Raw genomic sequence first — 26,353 nt, 5'->3', positions numbered from 1 at the left:
GCAGTTAACCCATTAAACTAAGGAAATAACTCAGAAGTGAAACGACTGATACTCCCGACTTTCATTCCGACGTTAGTCCCGATTTGGCAACGTTGGTTAGCAAGACGCTTGCCACCGAGTCCCGAAATAACCTTAAGCCATCGCAGCATTTTTATTCTGCCGAGTGGTTTTGGGTTAGTTTGGCTCGGTCTGGTTTTACTTTTATATCTATTCGGCACTAACTATCAAAATAACTTAGTCATTGGCCTCAGCATCTTACTCCTAAGCCTTTTTAATACCTGCATTCTCTACAGTTACAAAAATCTGGCTGGCTTACATTTACGGGCCACGACGCCGCCCGAAGTCTATGCGGGCGAAACCTTAACTTTTCCCGTCCTCATCAGCACTCACCATAGTGGCCATAACATACAAGTTAACTATCCGAATAATCGCACTTATACGGTGCAGAACCTTGGTACAGATGAACAACAAGCGCTCGTGCCCTTTGAGTATCATCAGCGGGGTCAAGTGTCACCGGGTCGGCTCAAAATTGAATCCTTCTATCCCTTAGGGCTTTGCCGCGCATGGTCCCATGTGGATTTAGCCATTAGTCACTTAGTCTTTGCCCAGCCGATTGAAGCGCCGCTACAGCTTGAGGCTGATCATACTCAGTCTGAGCAAGATCCCCTGTTACTCGCGGGTAAACATGTATCGGGGATTGATGAGTTTAAAGGCCTTAAACCCCATGTGCTCGGCGAATCCCTCAAGCAAGTGGCATGGAAACAATGGGCACAGGGTCGCGGCATGCTGACTAAAGAATTCCAGCAGCCCCAAGGTGATCCCGTCTGGTTAAGGCTCAGACCCGATGCCAAACGCCTCGAAACCCAATTGGGTCAGTTAAGCTGGCAAGTCAATAAACTCACGCAACTTGAGCAGTATTTTGGCTTACATTTGCAAAACCCAATGGGAGACGATGTGCTGATCGCGCCCGCGATAGGCAATCACCATAGGATCGCCTGTCAAAAAGCCATTGCCTTGTATCCACAGCTAGCGCCGTCAGCCGTTAATTCGTCATCAGCGGCAAAGCACTCAAATAAAACGGCGAAAACCACCAGCAAGAAACGTCATATCCCTACATCGAGGGAGCAAGTATGAAGTCAGCGGCCAATAGCACGACACCTCAAATCGGCGACAATATTAGCCGCCAGACACTTTTTTGGTTATTGATCACCAATATTGCGGTATTAAGCCCACTATTTGATAAAACCACGCCTTGGACTTTGGGCATTTGCGCTATCTGTTTGCTGTGGCGTGTGGGGATTTATGTCGGCAAAGTGGCAAAACCACCGCGTTTTTTGGTCACCAGTCTTGCAATCGGCGCCGCAACCACACTGGCACTCGTCTCAAAGGAAATCGGCTTACTCAATGCGCTAGTGAATCTGCTGCTGTTAGGTTATGCCTTAAAATACATTGAAATGCGTAATCAAAGGGATGTGCGCGTTGTCGTCCTCGCGGGCTATTTTATTATCGCGCTGACCTTTATCGACCATCAATCCCTGCTTAATACCGCGCACTTGCTCGTGGTGACACTGATCAATACCTGCGTGCTCGTGACTTTGTATCAAGATAAGCAATCCTTAAAACACACGGCTTGGATCGGTGGCAAATTTTTACTCCAGAGCCTTCCCCTCGCGCTGCTGTTATTTTTAGTGTTACCGCGTCTTGCACCGCTCTGGTTAGTGCCGAACATGAAAGAAACCCAAACGGGCTTGTCCGATAGTCTGGCGATTGGTGATATAGGTAAGCTTACCCGTTCGACTGAACTTGCCTTTAGGGCGAGTTTTACCAATGCAAAGCCCATTAATGCCGAGTTATATTGGCGCGCCCTCGTGATGGAGAACTATGATGGTGTCACTTGGCGCCAAGACGCGGGGATTAAACAGTTGCAAAAAGATGCGCTGCTGTTTCCGCCCTCTCGGCCCAGCCCCGCTTTGATGGTCAATAATCCTGATCCCATGAGTAATAGTCCTGCTCCGATAAGCAGTGAAGATCAAGAGATGGCATCAGGTGCGCAAGATAAGCATAGTATTCGTTATCAAGTGATTGTTGAGCCGAGCCACCAGCCGTGGTTATTTGGTCTCGATGTGGCCTACAGCCAAGATGATAGCGTGGTCAATATGCCCGACTATCGACTGTTAGCGCTGCGCAATGTCGATCAGCGAATGAGTTATCAAGTGGAGTCTTGGCCTAAGGCTAAGATGGATCTCAGGCTATCGGCGCGGCAAAGACAGATTAACCTCGAACTGCCGAGCCAAAGTAATCCACGCACTTTAACGTTAGCTGAGCAGTTTAAGACTCAGTATCCCGCGCCTAAGCCACGACTATGGGCCATGATGGGCCACTTTAATAGTGAGCCTTTCTTCTACACTCTCACGCCGCCTCCCCTTGGGCCACAGCAAGTGGATGATTTCTTATTTGAAAACAAAGCCGGTTTTTGTGTGCACTATGCCGCTGCCTTCATTTTTATGGCGCGGGCCACAGGTTTACCCGCACGTATGGTCACAGGCTATCAGGGTGGGGAATATAATCCGCAAGCGGATTACTACAGTGTGTATCAATATATGGCCCACGCATGGGCTGAGGTTTGGCTCGAAGATGAAGGTTGGGTGCGTTTCGACCCCACCGCTATGGTGGCGCCCAATCGTATCGAGCAAGGATTCGACGCCCAGTTTGATCCCGAGCAGAGTTACCTGCAGGAAAGCCCTTTTAGTAGCTTACGATTTAAATCCATGCCTTGGCTCAATGAGTTAAGACAACGTTTTGCCAGCGTAGATTATTACTGGAGCGTGTGGGTACTGGGTTTTAACCAAGAGAAGCAAAATCAAGTGCTCAGTGGCATTTTAGGCGATGTGACTCACACTAAAATCGCGGTCTTTATGGGGCTCTGTATCAGCCTTATCGTGCTCTATATCGCCTACAGTGCGGGCTTATTACATTTTAGAGTTCAAGGCGATCCCATTAGTACTCGTTATCAACAGATCTGTAATCGTCTCGCACACCATGGCATTAAGCGCAAAGACAGTGATGGACCAAATCAATTTGCGCAGCAGATTATTGAGCAATACCAACACAGTGCACCAAAGCTTTGCACGCTGTTCCAAACATTGACACAAAGTTATGTGGCGCTGAAGTACCAAGATTTACCGGCTAAAGACTATCAAGCGCATTTAACCGCATTTAAAGCGGCGGCGAAGCAACTCAACTGGTTATTGCTCAGAGCCAAAGTGAAAGATAAGTTCAATCTAGCCTAGCATTCGTCAACTGAGCTTTAACTGACGATACATCATCGGAGCAAGCACCAATAAACACCTAAAATTGCGGGTTAATTCCACAGAAGCTGCAATAGTGTTGAATCTTATAAATCAAACACATAGAATTGTTTTACTGTCACCATGCCGAGTTGCACATGCTAAAGTTAATCCAGTCCAATCAGATGGAAGTGCTCTGCGCCCATTTAGCCGCTTACCTGACCCAACCCCTTGCTTTTGCACGTCTACTGAGTAACGAGCATATTCTGGTGCAGAGTCCCGGCATGTCGACTTGGCTACGCCTCGAAATCGCCAAACAAAATGGAATTGCCGCCGCATTGGAATTCCCGTTGCCATCGAGCTTTACCTGGCAGTTGTGCCATGACTTATTGCCCAATGTGCCCAAGGATAACGCCTTCACTAAGGCAGCGATGACGTGGAAACTGATGCAACTCTTACCGCGCATGTTACAAGATGACGCCTTTGGGCCATTGAGACACTATCTAAGTCATCAGCAATCCAGCACAAATGCCGCCGACACGAGTGAACTGCACAACACCCGTGATATGACGGCTGACGATATTAAGCTGTACCAACTCTGTGGCCGCATTGCCGATATCTTCGACCAATACTTAGTGTATCGCCCCGATTGGATTTTAGCGTGGGAGCAAAACGAGCATCCCGAATCACTCACCAAGCCGCTGAATGAAGACCAACGCTGGCAACCCATTTTATGGCGCGCACTGATTGCCTTTAATCGTGATGAGCTTAATCAAAGCCATTACCACAGGGCCAACCTGCACAGTGACTTAATTGCCGCGCTGAATAATCCCGACACGTCACTCGCCAAATTACCGCAACGCCTATTTGTGTTTGGCATTTCCTCGATGGCGCCGCAAACCCTTGAAGTGCTTTACCATCTAGCAGGCCGTATCGATGTGATCGTACTGGGTTTAAGCCCCTGTCAGCACTATTGGGGTGACATTGTTGATCCCCGTAATCGGGCCCGCATGGCGGTGCAATATGCGGGTAAACGCCAATTAGCCGAACTGTGGGAAGATAAACTCGAAGTGGGTAACCCGCTGCTTGCCAATAACGGCAAGATGGGCCGTGAATTACTCGATATGCTGCTTGAGCTCCCCGCCGAACACTGCGACTTTGGTGATGATGTGTATTGTGAGCCCTGTGACGATCCCAACTCGCCACACAGTAACGCCAGCATGCTCCACGGCGTGCAATACGATATTTTAGAGATGCAAACCTTAGACAGAGTGCTAGGGCCAGATGCCGAGCTGTACCAAAATATCGAGAACAGACGCCTGCTTAAGCGCGACGATGAATCTATTCGAGTCAAGAGTTGTCACAGCCCACTGCGGGAAGTCGAAACCCTGCACGATCACTTGCTTGAGTTACTCAGCAATAATGTCGACCTGACACCCAAAGACATAGTGGTCATGATGCCCGATGTCGCCGCCTACGCACCCTATATCGATGCCGTCTTCTCGGCGAAGCAAGGCCTGCATTACATTCCCTACGCCATTGCCGATCGCGGCGCAGCGCAGGAATCACCGCTCATCAATAGCTTTTTAAATTTACTTGGAATTAATCAAAGTCGTTTTGGTCTGACCGACATTTTGAGCATACTCGAAGTGCCCGCCATTTTGCGCCGTTTCCAGCTCGATGACGATGAATTGCAACTGATCCGCCGCTGGTTAGATGAAGCAGGCGTGCGCTGGGGCCGCAATGAACAAAGCCGCCTTAAACAAGGTGTGCCAGCGTTTGAGCAAAACTCGTGGGCCTTTGGTATTAAAAGGCTGATTTTAGGTTACGCCTTGAGTGACGATGCGCCGCTCTACCAAGACCATCTTGTCGTCACTGGCATCGAAGGCCAATCGGCGCAGGCGTTAGGTAAGCTACTCAATTTTATTGAAGTGCTCGATGAAACGGCGCAAATACTCGCCCTGCCGCAAGTGGGCGCCCTGCGTTTAGCGGAATTAACTGAGCTACTAGATGCCTTCTACGACACAGATGAAGACGAACGCGAACAATTACAGGAAATCCGCGATGCCATTGCCGCCCTAGAGCAAGAGTTACTGTCAGCGGGCAGGCCCTTGGATACAAAAACGTTAGAGACAAATCCGCTAGAGGCGCTAACCCAAGAGCGTATAAGCGGACTGAGCCTCAGTATTGAAGTGCTGCAACAGTGGTTTAATCAACGCTTAACCGAATCTCGGGTCGGCCAGCGTTATCTTGCGGGAAGCGTGAACTTTTGTACCTTAATGCCGATGCGCTCGATTCCTTTTAAGGTCGTATGTTTACTCGGTATGAATGATGGGGTTTATCCTAGGGTTCAACATCCCGTTGGCTTTGATTTAATGGCACACTTTGGTGCCCGTAAAGGCGATCGCTCCCGCCGCCTCGATGACAGATATTTGTTTTTAGAAGCCTTATTGTCGGCGCGAGAACAACTGTATATCAGCTATATTGGCCGCAGCGAACGGGATAACTCTGAACGTATCGCCTCTATGCTCGTCTCTGAGCTGATTGAATATTGTCAGCTGTGCTATTTGCCTGAAACGCTATTGGCTCAATCGCAAAACGCTTCAAGCCCCATAGACCCAGAGGATGCCGAAAAAGCCCTCTATAACGCAATTGTCAGCCACCAGCCGCTGCAACCCTTCGATCCTAAGTTGTATCAAGCCACAGTAAAAAATGATGACAAAGATGGCTCAAACATAAGCCAACATAACCCAGGCATAGGCCAAAGTTACAGCCTGCAATGGTGTCCGCCCAATACGGACACTGCGGGCACACATGCAGGCCGCTTTATCGGCACACAAACTCGCATCATGCTCGACGCGGATGAACAAGACTCAGTGCCAGAGCCAGATTCTGAGCACGAACAACAGCAAAGTAAGCAAGTGGATGTGTCAGCCCTGATCCGTTTCTTTCGAAATCCGGCGCAGTACTTCTTCAACCGTACGTTAAAAGTCGATCTCAGCCTTAATATTCAGGCTGATGATAATGACGAGCCCTTTAGCTTGAATGCCCTAGAGCGCTATATGTTACAGGCCAAGTTACTCGACGATGCCATAGGCCAAGGCCTAACTGAGCCTGATATCGAGCTGATTAAACGCCTCAAAGCCAGTGGCACTTTGCCCATGCAGCCCTTCGATGATTTGCTACTGCGCCAATATCAGCATGATATTAAACCTTTGATTGGCAGAACCTTGTTCCTCAAGGGAGAACAAGCCAGCAGTCACGCCGATATTAAACTCCTGTTTGACTTGCCCATCACGGCGGGTAAATCCCAACAAGTGTTACTGCAAGGTCGTATCGATGACATCAGCCCTAAGGGGTTAGTGAATTACCGTCCTGGTAGCGCACACGGTCGCGATGTGCTGAGGTTGTACCTTCGCCACCTGTGTTTAATGGCAATGGGCCACACACATGCAAGCTATCTACTCGACATGGGGCATTTCCACGCCTTAGCGCCAATCACTGCTGAGCGCGCCCATGCGTTACTGGCCGATTTGTTAGTGTTGTTTTATCAAGGCCAGCAACACCCACTGTGTTTTATGCCGCGCACATCACTGGCCTACGTCAGCTGCGAGGGTGAGCACGATGAGCGTTTGCAGCAAGCGTTACCCGAATGGTTAGATGAGCAGAGTCAATTGGGTGAAGCTGCTTTTGGAGAAGGAAATGAGCCCCATTACCAGCGATTATTCAGTTTCCCGCAGGAGTTCTCTGAGGATAGCTTTGGCGCATTAGCCGAGCGTATCTATCGCCCTATGGTGAGTTTATATCTCAAAGACACGCTGGCTCAGCTTGAGGAATTTGCGCTCAACGATGGTATGAGCCAAGGCCCTGCTAATGAACACGCGACTGACACACAAGCTCTCGCACCACATTTGAACCGCGATAGCGCACAGGGAGAGCAAGCATGAGTGAACAGATGCCGTTGAACACACAAGCCTTACATTCAGCACCACAAGCGCTTGATCCTCTCACTCTGCCCTTTGGCGGTAGTCGTCTTATTGAGGCCAGCGCTGGCACAGGTAAAACCTACACGATTTCAGGTCTTTATTTACGCTTATTGCTTGGTGATGGCATTCCTGCGCCGCTCACCTGCGAACAAATTCTCGTGGTTACCTTCACCAATGCGGCCACCGAAGAGCTAAGAGATCGTATTCGCCGCCGTATTCAAGTCGCCTTTAAGTGCTTCTTAGGGCTAACGATTGCCGATCCCTTTGTGCAGGCGCTGTATGACAACACCCCAGAGAGTGATCGCGCCATTGCCCTGAGGCGATTCGATCTCGCCCTTAAATCCCTCGACGAAGCGGCGATTTTTACCATTCACGGTTTCTGTCAGCGAATTTTATCGGATCTCGCCTTTGAGTCTTCCTTGCTGTTCGAATCGGACTTTACCTTGGACGACAGCGAATTTTTGCACCATGCCGTGCGGGATTTTTGGCGTGAGGCCTGTTATCCGCTGCCCGATTACTTAGCGCAAATCATTGCCAAGGAATTTGGCGAGCCCGATGGGTTAGTCAAACAGTTGCGACCGCTCCTTGGCGCCAGCCAAGCAAAGCCTTTGAAACCCGCGCTTAAGTTTGATGCCTTAGCCCTGTCACTACGCCAAAGTTTAGAGCGCTTTAAATTAGCTTGGCCAAGGGGACGCGATGGCTTATTGGCATTGCTACACAGTTTGCCGCTGAATGGCACCCGCTTTGGCAAAGCAACGGATAAGTACCCCAAGCTCGCCGCCATGTTCGATGCGCTGGATAACTGGCTCGCCTTCGGTCATGGGTTACCGCCGCTGAAAGAGTTAGAAGCCTTATCGTTGTCTGAGTTAAAACTCAACAAGGGCGGCGTGATCCCAAGTGTGAGTGAAGCGCCGCTAATGGATCATATGGAGCAACTCGCCACATTGATTGCCGCCATTAAACCAGCATTTTTATATAGTGCGAAACTCGGCATAAGCGAGCGATTTGCCCAGCAAAAACAACAAAAAAATGTGCTGACCCCAGATGACTTACTCACGACATTAGCGAGCGCGTTAAACGCCAATAATGAAACCTTGCCCAAAGCCGTGGCAACACGTTTTCCCGTCGCGCTTATTGATGAATTCCAAGATACCGATCCGCTGCAATTTGCGATCTTCTCTGGTATCTACCAAGACCGTTACTCGTTTGAGCAGCAAGGCAAAAACGATACTGAAAATAAGCTCAGCCTATTGATGATTGGCGATCCTAAGCAAGCCATTTATGCCTTTCGCGGCGCCGATATCCATACCTATATTGAGGCCCGTCATCATACGCAGGCCCACTATCATCTGGATACCAACTACCGCTCAAGCGCAAACATGGTCGCTGGGGTCAACCATCTGTTTAGCCAGCATCACGATCCTTTTATCAGTCAATCGATCCCCTTTGATAGCGTGAAAACGCCCAGCAGTGCTAAAGGGAAAATCCTCACTGAAAAAACCGCAAACCCCGCCGCCTTAAGATTAAGACTCTTAAGTGAAAGCGCAGAAAACGGCCTCAACAAAACCACGGCAAGACACTTGCTCGCCGAAGATGCGGCGGCACAAATTACCCGTTTACTGACAGATGCAGCCAATGGTGAGTGCCACAGCCCGAAAGGGCCTTTGATCGCCAAAGACATCGCTATCCTAGTGCGGGATCGCAACGAAGCGGCCGTGATGAAAACTGCATTAAGTAAACGCCACATAGGCGCGGTGTTTTTAAGTCGCGACAGTGTGTTCGATACCCTTGAAGCGCGGGAAATGGCGTTAATTTTGCGCTCTCTAGCGAACCCTAAAGATGAACGGGCACTGCGCAGCGCCCTAGCCACGGCATTATTAGGTTATAACGCCGAGCAAATCCATGCCTTTAACCAAGATGAAGAGCACAGACAGCTATTATTAGAGCAGTTTTTTAACTTGCACCAAGTGTGGCAGAAACGCGGCATCATGCCTGCGCTACTCAGCCTTGCCAATAGCACTAAACTGATTGACCGTTTACTGCACACCGCCAGTGCAGAGGTAGATACTCAAGAGCAAGATGCCACAAACGGCGAGCGCCGCCTGACGGATTTTCGCCACCTTGCCGAGCTATTACAACAAAAAGCCACCGAACTTGATGGTATGAGTGCCCTGCTCAATTGGTATGAACAGCAACTGATTGATAACACAGGCACAGATGAACAGCAGCTGCGTCTTGAAAGCGAGCAGAATCTGGTGCAAATTGTGACTATCCATAAGAGTAAGGGCCTTGAGTATCCCGTGTGTTTTGTGCCCTTTGTCAGCCTAGCCCGTGACAATCGCCGCCGCCCGACGCCTATGCTGTACCACAGAACCAACGATGCAGGTGAGCAAGAGCTAGTATGGGATATCGAAGGCACGGATGAGGGTTGGGATCGCGCCAAACAAGAAACCTTGGCCGAAGACTTGCGCCTGTTATATGTGGCGCTCACTCGCCCTGTGTATTTGTGTTACTTGTATATCACCAACCACAGTCGTCAGCTTAAAAATGGTCTTAAAAGTCAGCTACATGAAACCGCTATCGGCTATCTATTGGGCATAGGCGACTCAGAATGTGACTTTGCCCGTATCTGCAATGCTGCGCAGCAGCTCGCTCAAAATGTGGAAGCCATAAGTATTGATAAGGTGCCCGATGACATAGACGAGCGGCCATTGCCCTCAAGCCAAGACATAGCACAAATACTGAGCGCGAAAACCTTAACCCGCCAATACTGCACGCCGTGGCGAGTCGGCAGTTATTCAGGCCTAGTTAAAAATACCAGCCATGGTAAAACCGCGCCGGGTGCCGACGATGAAATATTAGGTACGCTTGAATATACGGCTGTGCAAACACTCTCAATTCCTGATGAGGCAAGTCATGATTTGCAGGATGACATGCTCAATCGCTTTAACTTTGAGCGCGGCGCCAATGCCGGTAGCTTTATGCATTTAGTGTTAGAAGAGATTGATTTTACGCAGGCAGAAATCGACTTACCGCTGCAATTGCCTAAAGCCATGCTGCAATACGGTATCGCGCCCGAATGGCAAACAGTATTACATACTTGGTATTTGGATGTGCTGCATGCACCGCTCGGCGCTATGCCGCACGCCTTAGAGTCGCAGGTCACTAGCCATGTAAGAGCCGTAAGCGCCGTCAAACCTGAACATCCAGATCTGTGCTTAGCCAAGTTATCGCCGCAGAATACCTTAGTCGAAATGGAGTTTTATTTACCCTTAAGCGAACTTAAAGATATTGAGCTCAATACACTACTGCAGCAGTTTGGCTATGAGTCGACACTTAAGTTTGATGATCTCAAGGGCATGCTCAAAGGCTTTATCGATTTAACCTTTGAATACCAAGGTCAATATTATATCGCCGACTATAAGTCGAATCATTTAGGCGACAACATCAATGCCTATCATCAGAGCGCGCTGCAAAGCGCAATAACCGATCACAGGTACGATTTGCAGTACATTCTCTATTCATTGGCGCTACACAGGTATTTGAGTTTACGCCTGCCAAGTTATGACTACGACAGCCACATCGGCGGTTGTTATTACTTGTTCTTACGGGGAATGTCGGCTCAATATCCCGGCTATGGTATTTACTACGACAAGCCGCCGAAGGCACTTATTCTCGCGCTAGATTCACTTTTTAATGACAATTTATTTCACAGCAGATTGGCTGGTGCAATAGATACAGGAGTCACGGCATGATGCGCTCAACCCAAGGGCTAAATGCACATTCACTCACAGCGGCGAAATGGATAGATCATGGCGCAATTCAGCTTACAGCGCCGCTGCCAGAGCTGTTAAAACAGTGGGAGCAAGAACGACTGCTCACACCGCTCGATCGGCATTTCGCACTCGAAATGAGTCACTTGCATCCAAGCGACAGCCAACAGCCCTTGTTTATTTTGCTGTGTGCGCTATTAAGCCAGCAATTATCTTCACAGCACAGCTGCCTAGTGCTAGCTCATATTGTGCCGCTTAATCCCATGGCCGAGCAAAATAGCCATTGTAAAATCAGTTTAAGTCTCGAAGCGCTCACAGAGACCTTGCAAACCTTTGATGCCGTCGGCCAAGCGGGCAGTAACAAACCGCTTATTTTTGATAATGGCAGACTCTATTTACAACGTTATCATCAATTTGAAACCTCAGTCGCCGCTTCTTTAATCCGCCTATCAGGAAGCGTATCTAAGCACTTATCTGAAGAAGCAAGCCACCAAAAGCAACCGCAAATCGCTAAGTTGAGGTCACTGTTAGATCAACTGTTCCCTGCCAATGTGAGCGATCCCCATTCACTCACTAACAGTGAATACACAGCACCTATTGATTGGCAAAAGGTCGCCACGGCCACAGCGCTGGGTAAAAAACTGTCGGTGATCACTGGCGGCCCAGGGACGGGCAAAACCACCACTGTAACTAAACTTTTGTTATTGCTACAAATGGAATCACAGCAGGAAATCCGTTTAGTCGCGCCAACGGGAAAAGCTGCGGCTCGCTTAAGCGAATCAATCAAAGCCTCAAAAGCGCGTCTGGCGAAGGAACTCAGCGCCCATGCTAATGTTATTGATGAAGCTCGCAATAGAAATAGCCAAGACTTTTTAACGGCTCTGGGACGTATTCCAGAGGAGGCATCAACCTTACACAGGCTGCTTGGGGTGATCCCCAATTCGCCGCACTTTCGCCACCATCAAGGTAATCCGCTTAGGCTCGACTTATTAATCGTCGACGAAGCCTCTATGGTCGATTTGCCCATGATGTACAAACTGCTCAGCGCACTGCCTGAGCACGCCAGTTTGATTTTACTCGGCGATCAAGACCAACTCGCCTCGGTTGAGGCTGGCGCTGTGCTCGCCGATATTTGTGCGGGACTTAAAATACCAGTAGATCCCAATAACCTTGCTCAGAACAACATAGCGTCAAACAGCCCTGCTCTGTGGCAAATGCGCTATTCCAAGGAACAAGCCGAGCGTCTGAGTGCTTTAACAGGTTTTGAGTTAACGCCCTATACCAGCGACGCCCCTAAGCTTGGCGATAGCTTATGTATGCTAATGCACAGCCACAGATTTAAAGGCGATGCAGGGATTGGACTGCTCGCCAGTGCCGTCAATCGCGCAGATCTTCAAGGTATTTTGCAGGTATGGCAACAGGGACCTGCAGAATTGAGCTGGTTAGAACACAGTATGGTCGTAAGCCAAACCCAAGCCAAAGTAAGCGAGCCTGCTAATAATATGGGACTCAATTTACTACTGGAGCAAGCCTGCCAGCAATATGGCACTTATCTCAGCGCCTTGAATAGCGATACGAGTAATAGTGATTTAAGCAAGCATCCAAGCACAGCTGACATCATTGAACGCTTTAACCAGTACCGTATTCTATGTGCTATGCGCTCGGGCGATTATGGGGTTGAAGGCATTAATCAGTATGTGACTCAAGCACTGGCCAATGCCAAGCTGATTAAACCGCTACAGGAGTTTTATCTGGGTCGGCCCATTATCATCCAAAGCAATGACTATAACTTAGGCCTGTTTAACGGTGATATCGGATTGATTTTGCAGGATGAAGATAAACCCGAACGTTTAATGGCGCACTTTATCAAGGCCGATGGCAGCCTGTTAAAAGTCTTGCCAGCCCGTTTGCCCAGCCATGAAACCTGTTACGCCATGACAGTACACAAGAGCCAAGGCAGCGAATTTAGCCGTGTGGCCTTAGTATTGCCGCCGAGCCCCAGCCTAGCCCAGTGGCAACTGCTGACCAAAGAGTTGGTCTACACCGCCATCACCCGCGCTAAAGTCCACTTTACCTGCTTAGGCACCCAGCACGTATTCGAGCGGGCCAGTAGCCAAGCAACCCAACGCGCATCGGGTCTTGCCGACCGCCTTTGGGGGTCAATGAAGCTTTGTGGTCAATGGGGAACACTTTAGGAACTACATTTTAAGATATGGCTTTTAGATTTACTCTAACCATGAAACTAAGGATTTAAACATTGATTAAAAAGGACATTATTACACTTAAGGATCTACAAGCCGTTATTGCCTTGTTTGACGCCATAGCACCAGATGCCGCTTTACCTAAACGTTATTATGAAAAAACCCGCTATATCCAGTGGTCAGTATTTCAAGACATGCAGGTATATGCACTCGACTTTGAGCCCTATTTAACGATTAGCCAGCGTTGTAATATGACGTATTTTGGCATACATCAAAGTACGCGACGTTTATACCTAGCACACTGTAATGATGCTGGCCACGCACCGCGCGGGGAAGCGAGACCAGTGACCTTAGCGCAACTGATGGATGTAGAGTTAATGGTGAATTTACATAAAAATCATGCCTATAACTTAGGGCTAAACATCTGTTTTGATCTGAACTATTTACTCTGAGCTTTTGTATTAATGTACAAATTCGCATGACTGAATATCGGTTATAGGCCAGACATTATCAGTTGCTAAAACCAATTTGAAATTATCAATGTCACCCGCAACGTTTTTCCGGTACCCGAAGGCACAAGGACAACGGATCTGATTATGCTCGCTCGAGCCAAGAATTAGCCGTTTGGTTCGCTCAAAACTAAGCTGTAGCGAAAAGATGTTTTGGTAAACCCTATACTTTCATAGTATTGCTGTGTGGCAATGCGCTGCATCGATGTAGTGAGTTCGAGTAACTGGCAATTCTCTTGCATTCCCCTTTCTTTCGCAAAGGCAATCAACTGAGAGCCAACGCCCTGACCCCGCATGTCGGCATCCACCACAATTGCGGTTATACGACAGATACGACTCAAGGCGGGGAAATAATCAAAGAACATTAAGGCCATCACAGCGACAACTTGCAGGTCACCCTGCGCATTATGTTGCTCATACACCAGTAATTCATCACTGCGGCGCAAAGAGTCATGCTGATATTGGCTTAACGTCTGGGCTAAAGCGGCATGGGGCAAAGAATAACCGAGTTGCTCAAGTAATACCTGCACACTATCTGTATCCTTTAAGCGGGCTAACCGAATGTTTTTATTCACCATGAGATACCATGCTGTAATCTGCCTAAAGTCAATGTCACTCGTACTGGGTTGCACAGTTTAGATGACGGTAACGAAGCAATAGTCCAACGACATTGCCATCTCACGCCACAAAAATCAAAATAAACCCGACAAAGGCACAACCCCATATTTGCAATGCGATGTAATGCGTTAAAATTCACCACTTAATAGCCATCAGTCAGCAAAACCTTGCACTCATAGGGGCAAGAAAACTAAGATGACAGCGGCTGTACTATAGGATGATATTCGTATTGCCACAGGCCGATGTCATCCGATTTTGCTCACTTTGAGGAATCACTCACAATGTCTAAGATCAACCTGCTTTTGCTGTGCGGCGGCGGAAGTGCCGAACACGATATTTCACTCATGTCGGCCAATTATTTTGAAACCTCACTGGCAAAATCCGAGCAGTTTTGTGTATTGCGAGTCGAACTGGATAAATTTGGTCAATACCGCACCGCTGCGGGTGATGATTGTGAACTGACCAATAGCCGTGAAATTCGCTTCCGCGATGAGAGCAAAGCCCCATGGCCGGTCGATTACGTCATTCCCTGCATTCATGGCTATCCCGGCGAAACAGGTGACATTCAATCCTATTTTAACCTGATCCAACTGCCCTATTTTGGCTGTGAATCCGAGGCTAGCAGTAACTGCTTTAATAAGATCACCGCTAAAATGTGGTTCTCGGCCTTAGGTATTCCGAATACTCCGTATATTTTTCTAAACCAATTCGATGATGCAGCAATAGAGCAAACCCAAGCCGCATTAGCACTATGGGGATCCATCTTCGTCAAAGCGGCCTCACAGGGTTCCTCTGTTGGTTGTTATAAAGTCGATGACAGCGATAAAGTCGCTGGCGTGCTTAAAGATGCTTTCGGCTATGCGCCCTATGTTATCGTTGAAAAAACCATTAAAGCCCGTGAGTTAGAAGTCGCAGTATACGAGTACAACGGTGAAGTGGTGGCGACAGTACCAGGTGAAATCATCTGTGATACCAACACCTTCTACACCTTCGATGAGAAATATGCCAAAAACAGTAAAGCACGCACCGATGTGGTGGCACAGCATGTGTCAACTGAGATCAGTGAACAAATCCGCGCCTATGCAATCAAGGCATTTAAAGGTATGAAATTGCGTCACCTGTCGCGCATCGACTTTTTCTTAACCGCGGATAATGAAATTTTACTAAATGAAATCAATACCTTCCCAGGTTCTACGCCGATTTCTATGTTCCCCAAAATGCTGCAAAATCACGGTCATGACTTTACTGAATACTTGAGTCTAGTGATTAACAGCCAGATAACCGCTAAATCTTAGCGCTCGCCACCTGACTCAATGTAAACTCAGAGACTCAGTGCTGCACCTGTTTCCAGTAATAAAAAGAGCGCCTCGGCGCTCTTTTTATTTATTATTTTTCAATGTTTTATATCTAAAACTTGAATTCTTACCTTACATCTAAACCCTAGATTAAAATCAGACTATCACTGATTAAGCCGCCCTCACATCTAGGTCAAACATCAAGGTCAAACGTCAAAACCCTTATGCAGCTCAGCTTGCTTTGCCAACAGGGCAAAGAATGCAGCTTTGGGCATAGGCTTATAAAATAAATAGCCTTGAATTTCTTGAATATGATTCGCCATTACAAATTTAAGCTGGGACTCAGTTTCTACCCCTTCTGCCGTCACAGTTAAATCTAACGCATGGCTTAAACGCACTATGGCCTCCACCAACGCTTCGTGACGTTTGCCTTCATCTAATCTGTCGATAAAGCTCTTATCGATTTTAATTTGATCGATAGGGAAATTAGCTAAATAAGATAGAGATGAGTAACCCGTCCCAAAATCATCTAAGGAAATTTTAATCCCTTTAACTCGCAAACTATTAAGTACATCAATAAGATACGTATGTTGCTTCATCAATAAAGATTCAGTGATCTCAAGGGTTAATCTGTCATAGGGGAAATCTGTCACCTCAAGTTGCTCAGTAATCGCAGCAAAGGACTCCACAAAGGCATCTTGTAGTTCATGGGACCAAAACTCAAAGGTCGAGACATTCACGGATAAATTAATGGGCCAATTTCGCTCCTGCATCTCTAAAATAGTCTGCATAGCACCAAGGCGAACATCTCGACCAATATCAACGATTAAACCACTGTTTTCAGCGATGGGAATAAATTCATCGGGTGGAATAAACGTTCCCTCATGCTGCCAGCGCAGCAGCACTTCAGCACGGACAATCAGGCCAGTGGTCGCATTGACTATAGGTTGGTAATAAAGCTCGAAGGTATGCTGATCTAATGCCTGCTTAAGCTGATTATGAAGGCTAGCAACACGCTCGGCATTTAGCTGCATTTGTTCAGTAAAAAAATGATATCGATTACGACCATTTGCCTTAGAAATATACATGGCCTGATCGGCACAATTTAACAACTGTTCAAGATCGAGGGCATCTTCAGGAAAACGTGCAATCCCTATACTTACCGAGCTATAAACACCTTTTCCATCGGCTAGCACATAATGTTTTGCCACATTTTTGTTAATTGTATCTGCAATTTGTGCCAATTCTTTCTGGTTAACAACCCCAGGTAATAGCAAGGCAAACTCATCCCCTCCTAAGCGTGCAAACACCATAGTGTCATCGACACACTCGCTGATCTGTTTAACCACTTGCACTAACAGTGCATCACCTTTGTCATGGCCATGGGTGTCGTTGACTTGCTTAAAGTTATCTAAATCCATCAACATAAAACTAAAGCCGGGTGTCAAACTATCGGAGGTAATTAACGCCTGGATCTGCTTGAATAACGCATTGCGGTTAGCAAGTCCCGTAAGAGAGTCATTATTGGCCTGATACTTAATCAGCTGCGCCGCTTTCTTACGTTCACTAATGTCTGAAAATAGCCATGCAAAACAGGGTTGCTGACCATTGGACTCTCGGAAGGTCGTGACGATAAGGTCAAGATAAAACTCCTCACCATTTCCCCTAAGACCCACCAACTCACCCTGCCACATTCTGTCCTGAGCTAAATGCTCAAATAACCCCACTAATTCATTAGATTGGGATGATGCTAAAAAAATCTTAGGATGAAAGTTAGCGATATCAGTATCTTGAGGGATAACTATATGTCTGAAAGCAGGATTAGCATAGAGAACTGCATCGTCAGAATTGGAAATAACCAGAGCAAGGGGTAACCGATCAAAAATTTTCACAGCTAAATGCTGAAATTCCATTGCACGACTGCGTTCAATGGCTAAACTCGCCAGTCTTGCCGCCTCTGAAATGAGTCCTAAATCCTGCTCTGTTGGGGACTTTATCGTATCATAGTACATGGCAAATGTGCCTAGCACTTTACCGTGAGTATTTTTGATAGGTTCTGACCAGCAAGATTTAAGACCTGCACGTAATGGCAGTTCTTTATAATTAACCCAGTAAGGATGTTGGGCGATATCTTCAACGATGACACGCTGCGCATAATAGGCAGCCGTGCCACAAGAACCCACATTGGGGCCAATTTCGACACCATTAATGGCTTGATTGTAACTGTCGGGTAAATTGGGGGCGGCACCTAATAACAGACGTTTACCGTCAGCACTGAGCAGTAACACAGACCCTCTGGTTCCTACTTTTTGAGCTTCGATTTTTAAGACTAAGGCGTGCAAGATTTCATGTAGCGGTGCGCCATTGAGCAGCATAGAAAGAATACTGCTATAACAAGCTATGCTGACATTGTGGGCGAGTTTAACGTCTGCATGATCGAGCAGATCTGGAAGGTTAACGCCGTACGCCATAATTTCCTTAAGAGCAAAGTTGCAATATAAATACTGATTAACAATGTTAAATATTTATAACTTATAAGAAATTCTAGGCACTAATGTTAATTAAGTAAACCCTTTACCTGCGCGGTAAAAGGTTTACTTTAGTCTAAAAAGCAATGCTTTATTCTTGAATACGTTCAAGTTTGGCAAGGTAAAAGCCATCAAAGCCGCTATCGGCTGGGCTGATACTTTCATCCTCAATCAGGCGAAAGTTGGGGTTCTCGGCTAAAAACGCATCCACTTGACCGCGGTTCTCGCAAGGGAAGATAGAACAAGTCGCATAGACGACTATGCCACCGACTTTGACCATGCGGCTGTAACTGCTCAAAATGTGTTTTTGCAGTTCCATTAACACGGGTAAACGCTCTACGGTATCACGCCATTTTGCATCGGGATTACGCTTTAATACACCCAAACCAGAGCAAGGCACATCAAGCAATACTCTATCGGCACTGAGCTTTAAGCGTTTAATGGTTTTACTGCTGGCGATAACACGGGTTTCGACATTGTGTGCCCCATTACGACGGGCACGCTCTTTGAGTTTGTCGAGTTTCCATTGCTCCACATCCATGGCCAACAAGCGTCCTTTACCCTGCATTTGCGCAGCTATGTGTAAGGTTTTACCGCCCGCACCCGCGCAAGCATCGATCACTTTCATCCCCGGCTTGGCATCAAGCGCCGCAGCTACGCGCTGAGAGCCCGCATCCTGCTGCTCGAATAAGCCATCTTTAAAGCTTTGGGTACGGAACAAGGCAGAATCGGAGGTCACTTCAAGGGCGGAATCAACCCCATCAACACAGAGCGTGCTCACAAACTCAGCGGCAAGCTTAGCGGCCAGTTCATCACGAGTCACCTTAAGGCTATTAGCGCGTAAAAAACGTTTCGGCGCTGTACTTAACGCGGCGCGCTCTTTTTCCCAAGACTCACCTAGTTGCTCACGGCCCATAACATCGAGCCACTCAGGGCAACCGTCCCACAACACAGGCTTAGTTTTCGCTTGCTCGATACGCTCAGCTAAACGCACCTCATCAACTTGCAGCGAATATTGCATTTTAGGCAGTTCAAGCCCATGAAATAAATGCCAGGCATTAAGCAATTTAGAGCCAAAACGCTCCATCTCATCTGGACTAATTTCCGCCAGATAACAATATAAATTTAAACGACGTAGGATATCACCCGTCGTTAATGCGATACGCGCCTGCTCGGCGGGTACCAATTGCAACCCAGAAAAATGCTGAGAATAGGCCCGATCTAAGGGTTTTCCTTGGCTCAGCACCATAGTTAAGATACTGATCACTAATTCGTTCGAGCTGGCAGAAAGCGGAGAATTCAACATTTAAAAGGTCACCATGAATGATAAAACCGGAGGATCATAGGAGGTCAGGCCCTAATACGCAAGCGCGCTGGCGCCGAGTTAAGGTTAAAGCCATAAAAAAAGCGATCCTAAGATCGCTTTTTTGCCACAGTCAGTTTAACCCATTACATTTTTGAGCCTTTAGCCCCGTAGAACAGGATAAAACCATAACAAATCACGGGCAGAATAAAGGCGAGCTGAACGCCAAGATTATCCGCTAACATGCCTTGGAATAAAGGCAAAATCGCGCCGCCCACAATCGCCAAACACAAAATGCCACTGCCCTGTGAAGTGTGTGGACCTAAATCACGAAGTGCTAAGCTGAAGATCGTTGGGAACATAATCGAGTTAAATAACCCCACCCCAAGGATTGCCCACATAGCAATGCTGCCACTGGTTGTCATCGCTGCAACCACAAGTAGTGCCGCCATAAAAGCATTAAATGCAAGCACTGAGCCCGCTGGTACTTTTTGCATCACCACAGAGCCAATGAAACGTCCCACCATAGCGCCGCCCCAATAATAGGCGATGTAATGGGCGGCTTCGGCTTCTGGCATACCCGCTATATGGCTTTCACCTAAGAAGCTAACTAAAAAGCTACCGATAGACACTTCTGCGCCGACATACACGAAAATACCCACAGCACCGAGCACTAAGTGCTTGCTTTGTAAGGCACTGGTTTTACCTAGATGGGTCTGAACTTCACCTTGAACACTTTCATCATGCTCACGGATCACAGGTAAATCTAACTTCGCAAAAATCAGCGCTAAAATTGCCAAGGCGCCAGAAAGTAACAGGTATGGCAGTTTAACTACTTCTGCTTCAGCGCTCGCTTGGGCTAAATCGCCTGATACTGAACTGGCGACAGACAGAATTAACATAGCACCAAAAAACGGCGCAACCGTTGTGCCTAAGGCGTTGAACGCTTGCGTTAAATTCAAACGACTCGACGCAGTTTCGCGACTGCCTAAGGCATTGACATAAGGATTAGCTGCCACTTGCAGGATTGTGATACCGGATGCCAAAACAAATAATGCACCGAGGAACAAGTTGTAAGTAGCGAGGGCCGCCGCAGGATAAAACAGCGCACAACCAATACTTGCAATCACGAGACCTGTAACAATTCCCTTTTGATAACCCAGCTTTTTCACTAAGTTACCCGCAGGGATTGAGACTAGAAAATAAGCACCGAAGAAACAAAACTGGATCAACATGGCTTGAGTATAATTCAGTGAAAACACAGCTTTAAGATGCGGGATTAGAATATCGTTCAAGCAGGTGATAAAACCCCACATAAAAAACAGTGAAGTCAATGAGATCAAGGCAAAACGATAACTGCCCGACCCATTTTCGCCAGTGCTGCTCGTGTAGCTACCAGTATTAATTGATGACGCCATAGTTATTCTCTCTGTATGTTTTTATTATCAGGAACTAATTAAGGTTACATTCCCCATGGTGCCCGTGGGCGGGTTTATATCGAACTGTGGGCTTGGGATCCCGTATCTATAACACTTCAACCGAATAAAAATGAATCATTTTCACTTTAACATTGCATAAAAGCTGGTAAATGCCGAAAACTTCAGCTGATTGTGTTCTATTTGTGCGGTTTTAAGGCCGTGTCCCGTCAGCGGTTCATTGAGTTCAAATGCAGAGAAATCAAACTCGACCTCGGTATCACCTAAATTGAATCCCACGAACACTTTTATATCGCCTAAGGTGCGAACAAAGGCCAAAATGGGCTCCTTTGCATCAACAAATTTAATATCACCTTCAACTAACACTGGGTGTAACTTACGCCAAGCCAGAAAACGTCGATAACCATTGAGCATGGAATCAGCATCAGATTCTTGTAGATCCACAGCTAACGCTTGGTGCGCAGGTGCAATTGGCAGCCAAGGAAAAACATCACTAAAACCACTAAAGTCAGCGCCTTGCTGCCACGGCATTGGCGTACGGCAACCATCACGCCCCTTAAACATAGGCCAAAATGTTTTGCCAAAGGGATCTTGCAGCTCATGGTATTCAATTGGCGCCTCGGTTAGACCGAGTTCTTCACCTTGATAACTACATATACTGCCGCGCAGCGAACTTAGCATGGCATTAAGCATTTTGACCATGTCTGAATTCTGCTTACCTTGCCCCCAACGACTCGCTACACGCTGCACATCATGATTGCCGATAGCCCAACATGGCCAGCCATCACCTATGCTCGCTTCCAAAGCCTCTACGGTTTGGCGAATATAACTTGCGCTGTAATCGTCGGTTAATAGCTCAAAACTATAGGCCATATGTAGGCGATCTTCGCCCTTAGTGTAGGCAGCCATTACAGCCAAAGAATCTTCGGCAGAGACTTCGCCTAAGGTCACCGCTCCTGGATAGCGATTGATGAGCTTTCGTAAATCTTCAATAAAAGCGATGGTTTGCGGACGGTCATTATTGTAGTAATGGTATTGATATGCGTAAGGGTTATCTTCACTGAAACCACGGCCCTGACGTTTATCCTTAGGTTTTGCCGGATTATCCCTGAGCAGTTCATCGTGATAACAAAAGGTAATGGCATCTAAGCGGAAGCCATCTACCCCCTTTTTAAGCCAAAATTCAACGTTATCCAGCACAGCTTGGCGCACTTCGGGATGATGGAAATTAATATCGGGCTGACTACGCAGGAAGTTATGTAAATAGTATTGCTGTCTGCGCGGTTCCCACTCCCAAGCACAACCGCCAAAAATCGCGAGCCAGTTGTTAGGCGCTGTACCGTCTTCCTTAGGATCGGCCCACACATACCAATCCGCCTTGGGATTCGAACGGTTTTCGCGACTCTCGATAAACCACGCATGTTGGTCCGAGGTATGACTTAATACTTGATCAATAATGACCTTAATACCTAAACCGTGGGCTTTTTCAATCAATTCATCGAAATCATGCATAGTGCCAAAAAGAGGGTCAACTTCACGGTAATCACTGATGTCGTAGCCAAAATCTGCCATAGGAGATTTAAAGAAAGGTGAAATCCAGATGGCGTCGACATTGAGACTCGCAATGTAATCCAGCTTTATAATAATGCCGCGTAAATCCCCGACGCCGTCACCATTGGTATCTAAAAGGCTACGCGGATAAATTTGGTAAATCACTGCACCACGCCACCACGTTAACTCACTCATTGTTGCCCCTTTATCATTATTCTACAGCGAACTTTCCCTAACACACTCAAGCAAACAGTTATCGTTTTGTTACTGCAGAGTAAAGTCATCGCGGCTTCTTTTGTGTTACCGAGCATACGTGAAGAGGGAAATAAGGTTCAATACACCTGCATACGTATGCAGAAGATGCAGCCAATAGTCACATGGCATCACAATGAAATTTACTTTTTAGTAACAGTCACTTGATTACAAAATAAAATCATTTTATTCCCTGAGTTCACCCTCTATCACAGTCTATTCTTAACTCTGCTAGGTATTGAATACGTATGCACTCTGTTGTTCAGCTAAGAAACTCGGGAGTAGTATCTTCACCGTTGCATAACAATTTGGTCATAAACGCAGCACTTATGCAGTCAATTAAGCGCCCATATACCAAAAAAAGGCCGCAAAAATAACGCGGTGATAACGATAAAACGCTCTACAAAGCGATAAAGCGACTCCAAGGGGAAGAGAGATATGATGCGATTTAAACCCAGTTTGCTAACCTTAGCGCTCATCGCCGCAGGTGCCAGTATGCACTCCTATGCGGCAGATGAAGTGACCACAGATAAGGAAGCAAAAGCAAAAGAAGCTGCTATTGAGGTTATTGAAGTTAAAGGCTTTAGAACCAGTGTCATCAAATCACTAAATGATAAACGCTTTGGAGATACTGTCTCTGAATCGATTTCAGCAGATGATCTTGGCGCCCTTCCCGATCAGTCAATCGCTGATGCACTGACTCGCTTACCAGGCGTGACCGCAGTGCGCACTGGTGGACAAGCAAGCGGCCTCAATATTCGAGGTCTTGATGGTGATTTCGTCTTTGCAACGCTTAATGGACACGAACAAGTGACAACGGGCGGTAAACGCGCGATTGAGTTTGACCAATATCCATCCGAATTAATTAGTCAAGCCGCCGTCTATAAAACACCAAAAGCCTCGCTGATTGAAGGTGGCGTCGCCGGTACGGTAGAATTAAAAACCGCAGATCCCTTAAAAAGCGACAAAGACCAATCATTTAATATCAATGCTCGCGGCAGTTTTAATGACAGAGCGGATGAGATTTCCGATGCCGATCAATATGGCAACCGTCTTAGCTTTGCCTATCAAGGCAAATTCCTTGAAGATACACTCGGTGTGGCGCTAGGCTATGCCCATTTGTACCAACCTTATGTTGCCAGTCAATTCATTGGTTTACGTTTCAACGACGATAAAAAAGATGTCAATGGCGACGGTGCTGCCGAATCAATCAGTGAAGGTTTTGAGTTACAGCAAAAAGGCGGTGATGATACACGTGATGGTTATATGGCGGCTATCCATTGGCAACCAACAGACAATCTCAGTGTAAAAAGTGATTTATTCCATTCAAAATTCACTTCCGAAAACTTTGCCCGAGGCTTTCGCGTTAAGTCATTAAAAAACGGTACTATTAGTGATGCGGTTGTCGAAAATGGTTCTATGACAGGCGGAACGGTATCAACTGATGGTACTGATAACTTTGCCGTTTTTGTTATCAATGATAACGACTCAAAATATTCAGAACTGACATCAGGCTCAGTCAATATTGAGTGGAACAATGGCGGCGCATTAACTGTCGCAGGTGATGTGAGCTATTCAAAAGCCGATGGTGAGTTCGTCAACGGCGGTACTCGTGCCGTTTTATATGATGATATAGGTAATGAAGTACGCTCAGCCGAATCAATTAATTATCAACTACATGGTTTAAGCCCAGCCGATGTCAGTTTTTCAAACGACTATACCAATACCGCGACCTTGGGTTTAAAAGAAGTGGGTATGTGGCCATACGATCAACAAAATGATCTTGTCGCCTACAAGTTAGACTTTAACTATGCATTAGATTCTGGTTTCTTAACTTCAGTTGATTTTGGTCTGCGCTACTCAGAACGTGAATTCAACGCCCAGCGCTCTCAAGCAGGCTACGGCTTCGAATTTGACACTAACCCCGCCAATCAACCAGTGTTGGTGTTAAATGATGACATGACAAATATAGTCAATTTCGGTGGTGAACTTTCAGGCTACCCCAGCTTCCTATCGATCGATTTCGACAAGGCTGTGGAGCTGGTCAACAATCAATTGGCAGCGACGGGTCAAGGCCCATTTAATCCGACGGCTAACTGGTCGGATAACTGGACCATGATCCAAAGCGGTGCCGTTAATGAAGATATACTGGCAGGATATGTACAGGGCAATCTAGAGTTTGATCTGGGTGATGTCAAAGTAACAGGTAACCTAGGGCTGCGAGTGGTTCACACGGATCAGAACAGCACAGGTCTGCAACAAATCGGCTTCGGTTTGGGCGAGCCTATCGCGGACGAAAAGGGTGTTATCAGCACTGACTATATCCGCAATGAAATCGGTCAGACCTACACAGACTACTTACCATCACTCAACCTCAACTTCCACTTGACGTCAAATGATCAACTGCGTTTCGCCGCAGCCTCTGTGATGGCTCGTCCACCGATCAATAAGCTGAAGTCAGGACGAGGCAACTGGTATTCCGACGAAAACAAAGGCTATAAGACATACAATGCCTGGGGTAACACCAGCCCTTTGCTTGATCCTTTCTATGCCGATCAATTCGATCTGTCTTACGAGCATTATTTCGAAGACAGTGAAGGCGCCGTGGTGATAGCTCTGTTCTATAAAGACATCAAGTCTTTCATCAACGATTTCACTATCACTGAATTTGATTTTGAATCTGAAGGTTTTATTGTCCCAGATACAGTAGTTGATAATGGCGTCACTTATCCTGTTAATAAAAATTTGGGTCAATATCAAACTGCAATCAACAACGACAATGGCGGCTACATTCGTGGTGTTGAGTTAGGTTATACCCAAATATTTGATTTCTTGCCCTCGCCACTCAGCGGTCTTGGCTTCACTGGCAGCTACTCGTATTCAGACAGTGAAGTGGAATTTACCACAGATTTAAGTGGTTCAAACTTAACCATTCCATTACCAGGTTTATCAGAAAGCGTACTCAACACCACCTTGTTCTATACTCTGGATGGTTTCGATACTCGCGTCAGCATGAGATATCGTAGTAGCTATGTTTCAGAACAAGTGGCAGTTGAATCACAACTTGCTTTCTTCGATGCCGAAACAATTGTGGATTATCAAGCTTCATACGCACTGGAAAATGGACTTAAGTTCTTATTCCAAATTAATAACTTAACCGATGAGCCGAACAAAACCTATTTTGGTGAAGAACATCAAACAGGAACAATCCAATACTTCGGTAGACAGTACTTCCTAGGGTTAAGTTACTCTTTATAAACTACCCCAAATAAAGCCTGCTTCAATTAAGAAGCAGGCTTTTGCTTATGCAGATTTCAGCATTTCTAACATTCATCATGCCAGCACGTTTTACTCTGAAGAATCCCCTGATGATTTACAAATAAATCATCAAATTAGGGTGGAAGCGCATCTTGTTGCATGATCAAATGGTTTCGCTAAAAACTACACTTGGACAACAAGATGCGCGAAGCCAATATCCTACAACATTCTTTACACCAATACTGCCCAGAACTTCACCTAAAACGATTAAACAGCTTGATGCTGGCCTCTAAGGCACTGATTGAATGTAAGACGATTGAATGTAAGACACTGACCTTGACTGAGTTAGGTCGAAA

General features: G+C 46.7%; 13 protein-coding genes and 1 pseudogene. 9 read left to right on the top strand and 5 right to left on the bottom strand.

All coding sequences use genetic code 11. The features are described from left to right. The first annotated feature begins 36 nt into the window (after window positions 1-36). The 6 genes from L5M10_RS04975 to L5M10_RS04950 all read left to right on the top strand — a co-directional run bounded on the left by L5M10_RS04975 (window position 37) and on the right by L5M10_RS04950 (window position 13,699). Entirely contained in the window at window positions 37-1,134 is a 1,098-nt protein-coding gene (locus L5M10_RS04975; protein ID WP_263161078.1) for a DUF58 domain-containing protein, read from the top strand. Beyond that, window positions 1,131-3,290: a DUF3488 and DUF4129 domain-containing transglutaminase family protein gene (locus L5M10_RS04970; RefSeq protein ID WP_263161076.1), complete on the top strand. Its 2,160-nt coding sequence runs from the start codon at window positions 1,131-1,133 to the stop codon at window positions 3,288-3,290. Before L5M10_RS04975 ends, L5M10_RS04970 begins: the two co-directional genes overlap by 4 nt. Window positions 3,291-3,445: 155 nt before the next feature. Then, on the top strand, window positions 3,446-7,234 hold the full coding sequence (gene recC / locus L5M10_RS04965) for an exodeoxyribonuclease V subunit gamma (protein WP_263254954.1): 3,789 nt from the start codon (window positions 3,446-3,448) through the stop codon (window positions 7,232-7,234). Beyond that, a complete protein-coding gene (gene recB / locus L5M10_RS04960) occupies window positions 7,231-11,028 on the top strand; it encodes an exodeoxyribonuclease V subunit beta (RefSeq protein WP_263254953.1) in 3,798 nt (1,265 codons plus the stop codon). The genes recC and recB overlap by 4 nt, the downstream gene beginning before the upstream one ends. Next, the gene (gene recD / locus L5M10_RS04955) at window positions 11,025-13,241 is read left to right on the top strand and encodes an exodeoxyribonuclease V subunit alpha (protein ID WP_263254952.1); all 2,217 of its coding nucleotides are present in this window, start codon (window positions 11,025-11,027) and stop codon (window positions 13,239-13,241) included. The genes recB and recD overlap by 4 nt, the downstream gene beginning before the upstream one ends. Before the next feature lie 62 nt (window positions 13,242-13,303). Beyond that, complete coding sequence (locus L5M10_RS04950) at window positions 13,304-13,699, top strand: hypothetical protein (protein WP_263254951.1); 396 nt, start codon at window positions 13,304-13,306, stop codon at window positions 13,697-13,699. 164 nt (window positions 13,700-13,863) lie between these two features. On the opposite strand, the gene L5M10_RS04945 is transcribed toward L5M10_RS04950, so the two are convergent. Further along, a complete protein-coding gene (locus L5M10_RS04945; RefSeq protein ID WP_263254950.1) occupies window positions 13,864-14,334 on the bottom strand; it encodes a GNAT family N-acetyltransferase in 471 nt (156 codons plus the stop codon). A gap of 321 nt (window positions 14,335-14,655) precedes the next feature. Between L5M10_RS04945 and L5M10_RS04940 the strand changes: the two genes are divergently transcribed. Then, a complete protein-coding gene (locus tag L5M10_RS04940) occupies window positions 14,656-15,669 on the top strand; it encodes a D-alanine--D-alanine ligase (RefSeq protein ID WP_263254949.1) in 1,014 nt (337 codons plus the stop codon). A gap of 206 nt (window positions 15,670-15,875) precedes the next feature. Here L5M10_RS04940 and L5M10_RS04935 read toward each other — a convergent pair whose 3' ends face one another. From L5M10_RS04935 to L5M10_RS04920, 4 genes are all read right to left on the bottom strand, one after another. Continuing rightward, window positions 15,876-18,140, bottom strand: coding sequence for an EAL domain-containing protein (locus tag L5M10_RS04935; protein WP_263141869.1), 2,265 nt, complete (start codon window positions 18,138-18,140; stop codon window positions 15,876-15,878). A 148-nt stretch (window positions 18,141-18,288) separates the two neighbouring features. Continuing rightward, window positions 18,289-19,503, bottom strand: a complete 1,215-nt coding sequence (locus tag L5M10_RS04930) for an RsmB/NOP family class I SAM-dependent RNA methyltransferase (protein ID WP_173245073.1) — start codon at window positions 19,501-19,503, stop codon at window positions 18,289-18,291. Between the two features lie 143 nt (window positions 19,504-19,646). Continuing rightward, a complete protein-coding gene (locus L5M10_RS04925; RefSeq protein WP_173496672.1) occupies window positions 19,647-20,918 on the bottom strand; it encodes a sugar MFS transporter in 1,272 nt (423 codons plus the stop codon). A gap of 141 nt (window positions 20,919-21,059) precedes the next feature. Continuing rightward, complete coding sequence (locus tag L5M10_RS04920; protein WP_263254948.1) at window positions 21,060-22,682, bottom strand: alpha-glucosidase; 1,623 nt, start codon at window positions 22,680-22,682, stop codon at window positions 21,060-21,062. A gap of 495 nt (window positions 22,683-23,177) precedes the next feature. Between L5M10_RS04920 and L5M10_RS04915 the strand changes: the two genes are divergently transcribed. Both L5M10_RS04915 and L5M10_RS04910 read left to right on the top strand, forming a co-directional pair. Beyond that, window positions 23,178-25,997, top strand: a complete 2,820-nt coding sequence (locus L5M10_RS04915) for a TonB-dependent receptor (RefSeq protein WP_263185560.1) — start codon at window positions 23,178-23,180, stop codon at window positions 25,995-25,997. 201 nt (window positions 25,998-26,198) lie between these two features. After that, window positions 26,199-26,353, top strand: a pseudogene (locus L5M10_RS04910) (IS4 family transposase); the annotation flags it as partial.

The sequence above is a fragment of the Shewanella sp. SM32 genome (assembly GCF_025654235.1).
GTDB lineage: Bacteria > Pseudomonadota > Gammaproteobacteria > Enterobacterales > Shewanellaceae > Shewanella > Shewanella oncorhynchi.
Note: the sequence above shows the minus strand (reverse complement) of the source record. Positions and strands in the feature narration are given on the sequence as shown.